The organism is Pasteurella pantherarum (genome assembly GCF_049670885.1).
Taxonomy (GTDB): Bacteria; Pseudomonadota; Gammaproteobacteria; order Enterobacterales; family Pasteurellaceae; genus Pasteurella.
On sequence record NZ_CP187173.1, the window covers coordinates 1,572,482 to 1,585,401 of the forward strand.

Below are 12,920 nucleotides of genomic sequence, written 5' to 3' on the forward strand. Positions count from 1 at the left end.
AAAATTGGGTGGAAACCTTCCCAGCTTGATCTCGGCACACGGAGAGTCTGACTTTGGCTGCTTTCTTCCGAACCTGACCAGGTAAATCAGATACCATTGCGAGGAACCGAGAAGGTTTCCATAGAGGCTAATCAAGCACTTACGCCTGATTAGGTGCGTTATTATGCTATAAGCGTCCATGTTTTGCAAACGTTGATTTTTGATTTCCGAGGATTTGCTTACTTTGTGTATCATTCACTGATTAAAAATCTCATTCACAACACGCCCGTACATAAGGAATACCCCATGTCGAATGTCTTAAATAATTTAATTGAATTACTCCAGTTGGAAAAATTGGATGATTTCCTGTTTCGAGGTAACAGCGAAGACCTCGGCTTACCCCAAGTTTTTGGTGGACAAGTGATCGCACAGGCGTTATCGGCAGCCATGCAAGTTGCCCCCTCAGATCGCCTGCTACATTCTTGCCACGCTTACTTTTTATCCCCTGGAGAAAGCCAATATCCCATTATTTATGATGTAGAAACCCTACGAGAAGGACACAGCTTTAGTGCCTATCGAGTCAAAGCCATTCAACACAATGAACCGATTTGCCATATTACCACCTCTTTTCAAAAAGAAGAGCAAGGGTTTGAACACCAAAGCACCATGCCAAATGTCGCCCCACCAGAACAGCTCATTTCAGAAAGTGATATGATTCAAAAGCTAGCGACGTTACTACCCGAACCCATGCGAACAAAATTTAGTGCCGAGCGACCTTTTGATATTCGAGCAAAATACATTAATCACCCTTTCCAAGGAGCAAAATTACCCCCAGAACAATTTGCTTGGGTAAAAGCCAATGGCATTGCCCCTTTAGATCAAAAAATTCAGCAATGTTTACTTGCCTACTTCTCCGATTTTCATTGTTTATTAACCGCACTACAGCCCCATGAAAAAGGCTTTTTACAAAAAGGCATGAAAGTCGCCACACTCGATCATTCCATTTGGTTTCACCGAACGTTTGATTTAAATGATTGGTTATTGTATGCCATTGAAAGTAATAATGCGTCAGGGGCAAGAGGCTTGGCTCGAGGACAAATTTTTGATGCTCGAGGTCGCTTAATTGCCACCACCCAACAAGAAGGCTTAATCCGCTACCGAGCAGAATCATAAAACTATTCACCATAAAATAAGGAAAATTATGACCGCATTTTGGCAACACATGACTGAAGCATTGCAAGAAACGCAACCAGATAAAAAATGCCAATTAGTCAACACGCTCTATGATGAGCAACTCCCCACCCTCAACTTCACCCAAGTTGATGATTTCCCCGATGTGAAACCACAACAGGATATCGCAGGCTTTCCCGCTCGCCCGACACTGGTTGCCCCGAAAGATGTGCCAAAGCGTGCATTTAATACAGATGAAGGCTATGCAGCCACATTACACGCTATCGCCCATATTGAGTTTAATGCCATAAACCTCGGCTTAGATGCCGCATGGCGATTTGGTCGCTGTGCACAACAAGAGTTAGGCGAAGGGATGGCTTTTATCAAAGATTGGTTACGCGTGGCACGAGAAGAAAGCACGCATTTTAGCTTACTTAATGCACATCTTAACCGATTGGGTTATCAATACGGGGATTTTGAAGCCCACGCTGGCTTATGGGAAATGTCGCAAGCCACTGCACATGATATTTGGGAACGAATGGCGTTAGTGCCAAGAGTGTTAGAGGCAAGAGGATTAGACGCCACCCCAGTATTACAAGATAAAATCCGCCAACGCAAAGATTTTGCTGCGGTGGATATCCTCGATATTATCTTACGAGATGAAATAGGTCATGTGAGTATCGGTAATCATTGGTATCACGCCTTGTCTGCCAAACGAGAGCTAGATGCCATGCAATGTTTCAGTGATTTACTTCGAAAATATCGTATTGTGATTTTCAAAGGTGTCATCAATACCGATGCCCGCTTACAAGCAGGTTTCACCCAATACGAACTTGATTGGATCTACGAAATCGAACAAACCTTAAAAAGCCATATCAAATCACAAAAAGAAAGCGGTCAATCCTGACCGCTCACTTCCCTTCTTCCAAGGGGGATCTATTCTTTAAATGTCTCTCTTTATAAAACTTTTTTAAAATACACCGCACTTTAACAAAGGATTCAAATATCCCACACAAAGGATATTTATATTTTTATCCTTTATAGAGGTTAAAGTTGACTTTATCCCACTAAGGGTATAAATTAAAAATTATCCCACGAAGCCTATAAAGGAATCACTATGAATGCCACAACAACCAAAATGCTTGCACACATTATCAGAGAATATCGTTATCAACAAAATTTATCGCAAACCGATGTCGCCAAGTTAGCGGGCACCAAACAGGCCACCATTTCAGCCTTTGAAAACCACCCCGATAGCACAAAATTAGACACCTTATTTAAAATTTTATCTGGGTTGGAATTAGCGTTGATCATTCAACCTCGCAACAAGACATTAAAAGTGGAAGAAACCACCGCCGTCTATCACGATGATGAAATTTGGTGATAGGTATGGAAAAACTCACTGTTGCGATGAATGGCATCAACGTAGGAGAATGGCGTAAACTCCGCAATGGTGCTACTGAATTTCAATATGCGGAAAGCTGGTTCAACTCGCCACGTGCTCGAGCCATTTCCCTTTCGCTCCCTTTATCGCAAAAAATTTATAAGGGAGATGTAGTTTATAACTTTTTTGATAATTTATTGCCTGATAATGAGCAGATCCGCTCACGTATTCAACAACGTTTTCAAACCACAACAAAATCCCCTTTTGATTTGCTTTCCGCTATTGGGCAAGATTGTGTCGGAGCATTACAGCTGTATCAGCATCAGCCACATGGGATGCGTCAAATAGAAGCGGAGCCTCTCAGTCATGATGACATTGAAAACTTACTCAAAAACTACCGCACTTTTCCCCTTGGCATGGAAGAAAGCGAGGAATTTCGCATTTCATTAGCGGGGGCTCAAGAAAAAACCGCCTTGTTGTATCATCAAGAACAATGGAAACGTCCATTACATTCTACGGCAACCACACATATTTTTAAGCTTCCTATCGGGCAGGTTGGGCAAGGACAAATTGATCTAAGCACAAGCTGTGAAAATGAATGGCTTTGTCTGAAAATCATGCAAACGCTAGGCCTACCTGTGCCAAAGGCGGATATTCATCAGTTTGGTGAAGTAAAGGTGCTCATTGTAGAACGCTTTGATCGGCGCTGGGCAAAAAATCAAGATTGGATCGTGCGACTTCCCCAAGAAGATATGTGCCAAGCTCTGAATATTGCCCCCGCCCGAAAATATGAAAATGATGGCGGACCAGGGATTTTACCTATTATGCAACTACTGAAAGGCTCTGCTCATCCACAAATGGATCGCAAACAATTCTTTAAAGCACAGATTGTATTTTTGTTATTGTGTGCTATCGATGGTCATGGCAAAAACTTCAGCATTTTCTTAGAACAGGGCAACAAATACCACTTAACCCCCTTTTATGATGTCATTTCAGCCTATCCATTAATAAAACCCAGCGGATTACAAAAACAGAAAATCAAACTCGCCATGGCTTGGCACGGTGAAAATAAACATTATCTCTGGCATAAAATCCAGCTTCGCCATATTTTTGCCACCGCCAAATTAGCAGGACTCGCCAAAGAAACAGTGGAAGAGATTTTGCATGAACTATCCCTCGATTACCCCAAAATTCAGGCAATCAATCTTACAGGACTTCCCGATGCCACAAGCACCCCAATTCTTGAAGGCATCGCACAACAAATGAAAAAATTCGCTATTACTTAAAAAAGTTAATGGCTCAACGCGTTAATTAATATATGACGATATACACTATCTAACTCAGTAAAACATTTCGTTTCGTTTAATATTGTTAGCGTCGACAACTTAATAGAATCTCTAAAACGTGATACTGGAATATCCATGAGTACATTCTGTAATGTAATTGGATTACTTAGCTCAAAAAGATAACAAAGCTTATTTTCCGAAGTGAATTTTTTAATCCCAGTTTGTTTCTCATTTAATTCACTACGTTGTTTAATATTAACATTTAAGATCGGATATACTTTATCAACAATCCAATCTCCTTTAATATCTGGATATGCAATTGCGAGAAAGTTTAATTCAGATATCACTTTATGATTAAAGTTATCACTGAAAATATCTATTGTTGTATGGTAATAAGTCGCCGTTCCATTTCTAAAACGATTTATATATTCTTCTTCTCTATTATCACCAATTCGAATCACCATCACTAAATTTCGATAATACGATGATCTCATTCCCAAGCTAGGAATTCTCGCGGTATTTTCAAGATATAAAGCATCTATTTTGTCTTTCTTTTCTTCATCATTAAAAGATAATTTTTCAGATAAAAAATCTACCAACCATTTTTGTCCCAGCTTATCTTGACTTGGTAATAATGCAAACGCTCCAATCCCGATAGCATCAATCGCAGACTGATAAGGGTTAGCCTGCTTATCTTGTTGAAAATCGCCAGGATACAAAGCAAATGCACCGAATACTGGACGAGTTCGCTCAATTAAACTGTGGTGAGAAATATGAATTAACGCATCGCGATAACGGTGCATCTGGTTTAGTGCATCTTCAGGCACCAGATCTTCTCTGTTCGTAATATCCTCGTTCTCTTTTTCTGTTTTACCTTGATCCTCCAGATTCAGATCTTTACCTGATGCAATTCGATATTTTGCATCAAATAGCCAAATATATTTTTGTTTATTTGGGAAAATCACTTCTAACAAAATATCTGGTTTTTGCGTTACCCAAAACGTTCTAATTTCTTTTCCTTCTTGACGAAATATAGGCTCATGCACCAACCGAACCTTAATATTGCCTTTTTCAAAGTGAAAAGCCCCAAATAAACCATCCCTCAGTTTATATTCCGAAAACTTACTCGGATATAGGCGTTTTTTTTGTTTTTGAGTCGTTTGAAAACCTAACTCGAGTAATATATTTTTCAAGGTAATAAAGCACCAAATTTCATAAAGTTCAGCCACAGATTTCATTGAAATTGTTTTTGATTGTTCAAAAAAATCTAAATAAAGTTTTAATTCTTGCCAAATATAATAAACTTGGTTATAGCCAGTTTTTTGTTGTAGAACTAATGTGGATTTTTCTAAATATTCAGGGCTAATGTCTTTAAGGAAACTTTGCTTTTCTAATTTCATCAGTGGCGTAATCCAAGTTTTTAAATTCGCCACCAATACTTCTGAGAATTCATTTTGTTGTGTCTGTAATTGATAAATAATCTTGTTAATTTGGCGTTGTATTTGCCCTGAAATCCATTTAATAAACCGATTCTCAGGCGTATTCGCACTCAGAAATTTGGGATTAACTTGATAACGTTTATCCATCTGACCATTTTTAATATCATGACGAATTTTTTCTAATTGGCGGTGGGATGCTTTACCAACTAAACGATCTGCTTTCAAAAATGCGTTTTTCTGCTGTAAACGTTGATGGGGAGCAAGCGTAATTATCTTGATGTTATGAACAAGCTTTTCCCGTAATTGTTTAAAATGTGCTAACCAAAATAGGGGAAAATTGCCTCGTTTATGACTTTCTGAACTTTGTTGCTCTGTTTTACCTAAAAAGTTAAAACGCAATAATGGAAACTCGGTATCAATGTCTTGATAAATGATAGGAATATCGCGGTGTAAATCGATTTTTGTCGGCAGAATTTCAAATTTAATATAGAATTCTTTTTGTTTATTGCCAACAGAATAACGGATAGGTAAAGTAAACCAACCAATATCATTGCCAGTATTGATATTACCAATCAAAGACTGATACTTAAAACGGAAAGCTTCATTTACCGCACGGTGATGATGAATCACTTCAGCCTGTTCAACATCAAACTTAAACGCCCATTCAAATTGATATTGTAAATTTTCAAAGAAAAGTGGTGAGGGTAGCTCTAGCTGTGAGGATTCAGGCAATAAAGTGTCATCTAAAAATGGACAATGTATTTTTACTTTGCCCATATTTTCGGAAAAATGAATGACATATTGAGATGCTGTTTTATCTCTCGCCTCAAATACACTTTTCCGCTTGTCTACACCATTACTCCAAACAGTGAATGTGAAATCATCACAATCTAAGCTAAGCCATTCTTTCATTTTGATGACCACTTATTGCCAAAACGAGGTGAAATGTTGACGTTCCAATTGTTTTTTCATTTGCTCAAGTTTTTGACGAGAGCGACGGTGAAAATTTTGAATTGAACGAAAAAATTTTCCTCTATTCTTGAAAGAATGTGAGCATCGAATTAATTTTGAAATATTAAAACAATAACTTAAAATGTCGAGAAAAAGCCATGATTTTTAGGAAAATCATGCTATATCCTCATCTATTTTATTCTCTGATACTAAAATCAACACCATAAATCTCTTTTGCAGTTTGATAATTATGATATTTATTATCTGTTTGAATAATTTTGATACTCTCACTTTCACTAATTTTAATAAGTTTAATTTCAGCAATAAGATCATCAAATTCTGTTGTATTGGCTAAAACAAATTGATCAATACCCATATAACTATTTTGTTCTTTGCGTCTTGCCATAACTTCTTTTTCTGACAAGGTAATCACATAACATTTGGCTTCTCGATGAACATATTTGGTTGCCATTGCTTCTAAATCTGCTTGTTTCCATCTTTCTCTTAATGATGTTTTGGCACTAATCGTAATCGGTTGTTTACGGTTATATAGCACAATATCTAAAATGACATTAGGTACAAAAGCTAATTCTGCTTGAGTATAAATAGGGCTAACACCCTCCCTTAATAAAGATAATACAAGTAATTGTTCAAAAATAGCCCCATTAACCGAATTATCTCTTTGATAGTCTTGCGTATATTTATCCCAATAAAATTGAACAAACTCACTCGGCAATAGATGATTAGAAATAGGATATTTATGTATTAATTCTTTGATAATTTCAATAGATGTTTGTTTTTTCATATTGTTATTCCTAATTATTTAAGATTTGAATAATCTCTTTTGCAGTTGCTTGTACCGCAGGAATTGCAACAGAATTACCAAATTGTTTATAAGCTGAAGTATCAGACACAGGAATAATATAGCTATCTGGAAATCCTTGTAATCTTGCCCACTCCCTTGGCGTCATTTTACGAATACCTTCTCGATTTACTTCGCCTTTAATGTTTGTCGTCGGTGTGAAATCGGTAATCCGATGATCAATGACTAAATTCCGCTCTCGCCCCATTCCACCAACCACAATAGCATTTGCGATACCATTGTCAGGAATAATTTCATAACCAAACCCATTCCCTTTATTAGCATGACGCTCTTTGTGTTTACGCAGTGTTTCAACGTATTGTGTAGATAAATAATACTTAGTTGGAACAGTATTTTCTTCTCGAATATCAATAAAAGTTATTTTTTTATTTTGACCCTTAGGGTAAGTAAATTGTGTAATACCCAAATCTTTACGAAAACCAACAATAAAAATACGTTCCCTATTCTGCGGTACACCAAAATCTTTTGCGTTAATTATTTTAGGATCTGGAACAAAATAATTAAGATCTTCCCGTAGCGTATTCAAAATAGTTTTTAAGGTTTTTCCTTTATCGTGATTTACCAGCCCTTTTACATTTTCAAGAAAAAATGCTTTAGGTTGATGTCGATGAATAATATCAGCCACATCAAAAAAAAGCGTTCCGCGAGTATCTTCAAACCCCCCACGTTTTCCAGCAATAGAAAAAGCTTGGCAAGGGAATCCTGCACATAACACATCAAATTGTCTAGGAATGGCATTTTTCGTTTCTTTCGATGTAATATCCCCAAAAGGTTTTTCACCAAAGTTAGTAAAATAAGTGTATTGTGCCTTTTCATCCCATTCACTCGAAAAAAGACACCGCCCACCCAAATTTTCCATTGCAATACGAATACCACCAATCCCAGCGAAAAGATCGATAAATGTAAATTGGGCATTTTCGTTTTCTTTAAGAAATGTGTTATCTTCAAATAAATTATATTGTTGTGAAATAGCACTCATAAATTCTTCAACTTTCAATTCTAATAAAGAACAGTGACTAGAGTATTGAATATTTCTAAATATTTTTGAAAAAAGTGCGGTTAAGATTAACCGCACTTTCCTGTTTATATTTACAACCCTTCAATCGCTTGATACTGCTGTTTGAGTTTAGTTAACCCTTCAGCGTATTCAGCCATTTTGGCACGTTCTTTGTCGATCACGGCTGGTGGGGCTTTGGCGACGAAAGCTTCGTTGGCGAGTTTGTTTTCAATACGTTGGATTTCACCGTTGTATTTTTCAATCTCTTTATTTAAACGAGTAAGTTCGGCTTCTTTATTGATAAAGCCAGCCATTGGCACCAGCAATTCTGCATTGTTCACCAATTTTGCCACGGAAAGTGGGGCTTCCTCATTTTCATTGAGCACACGAATGGAATCCAATTTTGCCATGGCTTGAATTAAAGTTCGGTTGTTTTCTAGCGAGTTTTGATCTGCATCTGAAAGATTACGCAGCAATAAATCTAAGCCTTTGCTTGGTGGAATATTGCTTTCTGCACGGATATTACGCACCGCAACAATCACCTCTTTCATCCAGTTGATTTCTGCTTCTGCTTGATAATCTAACGCACTTTGCTCAAATTGTGGGAAAGCTTGCAACATAATGCTTTCGCCCGTTACCCCTGCAAACCCTTTTACTTTCTGCCAAATTTCTTCGGTGATAAATGGCATCACAGGATGAGTTAAACGCAATAATTTTTCCAACACATGGATTAAGGTTTGGCTTGCTCCCCGTTTTTGGGCGGCACTGCCGTTGGCAAACACGGGTTTCGTTAATTCTAAATACCAGTCACAGAATTGGTTCCAAGTGAACTCATACAGTGCGGTTGCACATAAATCGAAACGGAATTGTGCTAAGGCACTGCGGAACGCCTCTACCGTGCGATTAAATTCTGACTGGATCCAACGATCCGCCACCGAATACTCCACCGAACCTTCGCTGAGATCCAATTTGTCATTGGTCAACACAAAACGGCTGGCATTCCATAATTTGTTACAGAAATTGCGGTAACCTTCTAAGCGTTTCATATCCCAGTTAATATCACGACCATTCGTTGCTAACGCAGTTAATGTGAAACGTAATGCATCGGTACCGTGTTCAGCAATACCTTCAGGGAATGCTTTCACTGTCGCTTTCGCAATTTTTTCTGCTAATTGTGGCTGCATCATATTGCCAGTGCGTTTTTCTAACAGGTTTTCGAGGTTAATACCGTCAATCATATCCAATGGATCAATGACATTACCTTTTGACTTGGACATTTTTTGTCCTTGTTCATCACGAATCAAACCTGTTACATACACGGTTTTGAATGGCACTTGTGGCTTGCCGTTTTCATCTTTCACAAAATGCATGGTGAACATGATCATTCGTGCCACCCAGAAGAAAATGATATCAAAGCCCGTGATCAACACATCTGTTGAGTGGAACATTTTCAGATCAGGCGTTTGTTTTGGCCAACCTAATGTTGAGAACGTCCATAAACCTGATGAAAACCAAGTATCCAACACGTCTTCATCTTGTTTTAATGGTAAATCTGCTGGCAAATTGTGTTTTGCTCGCACTTCGGCTTCATCACGTGCTACATACACATTGCCTTGTTCATCATACCAAGCTGGAATACGGTGTCCCCACCATAATTGGCGAGAAATACACCAATCTTGAATATCACGCATCCAAGAAAAATAAAGGTTTTCATACTGTTTTGGTACGAATTGGATTTCGCCATCTTCTACCGCTTTCACTGCCACTTCTGCAAGCGGTTTTACGCTCACATACCATTGGTCAGTGAGCATTGGTTCAATTGGCACACCACCACGGTCACCATAAGGCACTTTCAAATCGTGCGGTTTGATTTCATCTAATAGACCTAATTCTTCAAAATCTGCCACGATTTGTTTACGTGCCGCAAAACGCTCCATCCCTTGATATTTGGTTGGAATAAGTGCGGTGTAATTTTCAAGAATTTTGCCGTCTGAACCGATGATTTCCGCTTCAGCACGAATATCTGCGTTTAAGGTCATCACGTTCACCATTGGTAATTGGTGACGTTTACCCACTTCGTAGTCGTTAAAATCGTGTGCAGGGGTGATTTTCACTACGCCCGTTCCAAATTCACGATCCACATAATCATCAGCAATAATCGGAATTTCACGGTTAGCAAGCGGTAGGATTACGGTTTTGCCAATCAATGATTGATAACGCTCATCTTCAGGATGAACCGCCACAGCAGTATCGCCTAGCATTGTTTCAGGACGTGTTGTCGCTACCACTAAATAATCTTTACCATCAGCAGTTTTCGCCCCATTCGCTAATGGATAACGGAAATGCCAAAGTGACCCTTTGCTTTCTTTGTTTTCCACTTCAAGATCAGAAATCGCAGTGTGTAATTTTGGATCCCAGTTCACCAAACGTTTACCACGATAAATTAAACCTTCTTCGTGTAAACGCACAAACACTTCTTTCACCGCTTCAGATAAGCCTTCGTCCATGGTGAAACGTTCACGATCCCAGTCGATTGAGTTACCTAAACGACGCATTTGTTGGCTAATTGTGCCACCAGAATAGGCTTTCCAATCCCAAATTTTATTAATGAACGCTTCACGTCCATAATCGTGACGAGTTTTACCTTCTTCTGCCGCAATTTTACGCTCCACCACCATTTGCGTGGCAATCCCTGCGTGGTCAGTACCTGTTTGCCACAAGGTATTGTGTCCTTCCATACGGTTGAAACGGATTAAAATATCCATCAATGTTTGCTGGAAAGCGTGTCCCATGTGCAAGCTCCCCGTGACGTTCGGCGGAGGAATGGCAATCGAATAACTTGGTTTTGAAGTATCTTCTGACGGTTTAAAATAACCGCTTTCTTCCCAGTGTTTATACAGGGCTTGTTCCACTGCAGATGGCGTAAAACGATCTGCCATTTCGAAGTTTTGTGTCATTGTTTATCTCTTATCTTAAATTAACTATCAAATAATTCCGTTGGATCAATCTTAAATTGCAACATATTCGCCGTTGCTCGACCATTATCACCACCTTTACGCTGAATAGTGACACGCCCTAATTTAATCGATCCTCTTGGCGATATTTCTACATCGCCTTCACCATAATATTGCAAAACCTGATTAATATTTTTCAGCACCCAACGAGCATTTTGTTGTATTTTCTGAGCGACTAAAACCCATTCTGCTGAAAATTCACCACGCCCACGTAAAATATCCGTTAATACCAAAATTTTATTTTTCTTAAACCAGTTTAAAATCAATGCTTGTTCATTTTCTGAAAATTCAGTGATAAACATTCTTTTCTGACTTTTACTATTGGTTAAATAAGGCGGTAACTCGCCCGTAAAATGTTGTAGCAAACGTAATAATTGGTCATCAAACTGCCATATATCCTGATAAGCTTTTACCCAACGCTTATCAATTTGGTTAAATCCCTTTTTATTACTGACTAACTTTACTTGAATATTACGAATATCCACCGTATCTTTAAAGAAAACATACACTTGCACATTCACATCTGCTTTATAACCATGTAATACCGTTGCTTTTACACTTCTAATCTCGCTTAAATCATAGCCCATCATTTTCAGCCATTCTTGTGCCTCATGATGTTCTTGCCAATGGTTAAAGCGATCTGCAATATCTTGCTCGTTCTTAAACCCATTACGTGCTGTTTTTGATCCTAATGTGACTAAGTCCATGATTTATTCCAATGATGTCAAAAGTTGCTCAGCTAATTTTTGAATAACCGTTACGGTCATCGCATTACCTGCTTGGGATAAAATTTTACTATCAGGTAATTTATGTAAAATCACTTTTTGTGCAATTTCTTTTGGAAAGCCTTGTAGCAATAACGCTTCATAACCACTTAATTTTCTTAATTTACCTGCTTTTGTATATAAAATACCGTGTCTGCCTGTGCGTAATGTTGGGCTTTTTTCAGTGTATAAACGAAAATCAGATTGTCGCCAATCAATGACATTATAATCTTGTGCTAAAATCGTCTGAATATTTATTTTACCTTGATTATATTTATTATTTAGGTATTTCTGAAAGGTGATATTTTCTAGAGAAAAATCATAATCCCTTTCATCAATTAAATAATGTTCAATAGCTGGTAATTTTATTTTAGTCGGAAATTTATAAGGTTTATGTTTAATATCTTTTCGTATGCCAACAAAATAAATTCGTTCTCGCATTTGTGGCACACCATAATCTTGGCTATCTAACACCTTCCAATAAACATCATAACCTGTATTTTCTAATAAATTTAAAATCGCACTTAACGTTTTTCCATAATGATGATTAACTAGCCCTTTCACATTTTCTAAAATAAAATAGGGCGTGCGTTTCCACGTTAAAATATCCACCAAATGGTAAATAATTTGCCCTCGTTCATCTTCAAAACCCTCGCGCTTTCCCACAATCGAAAAAGCTTGGCACGGAAAACCTGCCAACATTAAATCAAAATCAGGCAATGATTGAATATCAATTTTTGTTAAATCACCTAAATTATTTTTATCATCAAAAAACAGTTGATAAGTTTTCGCTGGATTGGGATCGATTTCACTATGAGCTACACAGTGCATGCCATTTAATTCAAGCCCTAATCGACCACCACCAATTCCCGAACAAAAATCAATAAATCTCAACGCATTTCTCATCACTATAGGTTTATCCTAGATGTTATCTCTAATAATTATATAAATAACTTAATATTAAACTTGAATATCCTATTTTTATCACCATTTCATTTTCATATTCAGTCAATAAAAAACATCAAAAGCGACAATCAATGTCGCTTTGATTTT

The 12,920-nt window shown here is 37.8% G+C and carries 10 protein-coding genes and 1 other RNA gene; 4 read left to right on the plus strand and 7 right to left on the minus strand.

Annotation, left to right across the window (positions count from 1 at the left end; genetic code table 11):
- Positions 1-14 precede the first annotated feature (14 nt).
- Positions 15-113, minus strand: an RNA gene (ffs, locus tag ACPEEM_RS07345) — signal recognition particle sRNA small type.
- Between the two features lie 172 nt (positions 114-285).
- Between ffs and tesB the strand changes: the two genes are divergently transcribed.
- The 4 genes from tesB to ACPEEM_RS07365 all read left to right on the plus strand — a co-directional run bounded on the left by tesB (position 286) and on the right by ACPEEM_RS07365 (position 3,819).
- Entirely contained in the window at positions 286-1,152 is an 867-nt protein-coding gene (gene tesB / locus ACPEEM_RS07350; protein WP_424406482.1) for an acyl-CoA thioesterase II, read from the plus strand.
- Between the two features lie 28 nt (positions 1,153-1,180).
- Positions 1,181-2,056: a ferritin-like domain-containing protein gene (locus ACPEEM_RS07355; RefSeq protein WP_424406484.1), complete on the plus strand. Its 876-nt coding sequence runs from the start codon at positions 1,181-1,183 to the stop codon at positions 2,054-2,056.
- Between the two features lie 210 nt (positions 2,057-2,266).
- On the plus strand, positions 2,267-2,533 hold the full coding sequence (locus tag ACPEEM_RS07360) for a helix-turn-helix domain-containing protein (protein WP_424401560.1): 267 nt from the start codon (positions 2,267-2,269) through the stop codon (positions 2,531-2,533).
- 5 nt (positions 2,534-2,538) lie between these two features.
- Complete coding sequence (locus ACPEEM_RS07365; protein ID WP_424401561.1) at positions 2,539-3,819, plus strand: type II toxin-antitoxin system HipA family toxin; 1,281 nt, start codon at positions 2,539-2,541, stop codon at positions 3,817-3,819.
- A 5-nt stretch (positions 3,820-3,824) separates the two neighbouring features.
- On the opposite strand, the gene ACPEEM_RS07370 is transcribed toward ACPEEM_RS07365, so the two are convergent.
- The 6 genes from ACPEEM_RS07370 to dcm form a co-directional block, all read right to left on the minus strand.
- The gene (locus ACPEEM_RS07370; protein ID WP_424406486.1) at positions 3,825-6,170 is read right to left on the minus strand and encodes a DUF2357 domain-containing protein; all 2,346 of its coding nucleotides are present in this window, start codon (positions 6,168-6,170) and stop codon (positions 3,825-3,827) included.
- 235 nt (positions 6,171-6,405) lie between these two features.
- On the minus strand, positions 6,406-7,014 hold the full coding sequence (locus ACPEEM_RS07375) for a hypothetical protein (RefSeq protein ID WP_424401564.1): 609 nt from the start codon (positions 7,012-7,014) through the stop codon (positions 6,406-6,408).
- Positions 7,015-7,024: 10 nt separating this feature from the next.
- Positions 7,025-8,071 (minus strand): DNA cytosine methyltransferase, encoded by a 1,047-nt coding sequence (locus ACPEEM_RS07380; RefSeq protein WP_424401565.1) that lies wholly within the window; start codon positions 8,069-8,071, stop codon positions 7,025-7,027.
- A 110-nt stretch (positions 8,072-8,181) separates the two neighbouring features.
- Positions 8,182-11,046 (minus strand): valine--tRNA ligase, encoded by a 2,865-nt coding sequence (locus tag ACPEEM_RS07385; RefSeq protein WP_424406488.1) that lies wholly within the window; start codon positions 11,044-11,046, stop codon positions 8,182-8,184.
- Positions 11,047-11,066: 20 nt separating this feature from the next.
- On the minus strand, positions 11,067-11,810 hold the full coding sequence (locus tag ACPEEM_RS07390; RefSeq protein ID WP_424401567.1) for a type II restriction endonuclease: 744 nt from the start codon (positions 11,808-11,810) through the stop codon (positions 11,067-11,069).
- A 3-nt stretch (positions 11,811-11,813) separates the two neighbouring features.
- Complete coding sequence (gene dcm / locus ACPEEM_RS07395; RefSeq protein ID WP_424406490.1) at positions 11,814-12,761, minus strand: DNA (cytosine-5-)-methyltransferase; 948 nt, start codon at positions 12,759-12,761, stop codon at positions 11,814-11,816.
- Positions 12,762-12,920: the final 159 nt, after the last annotated feature.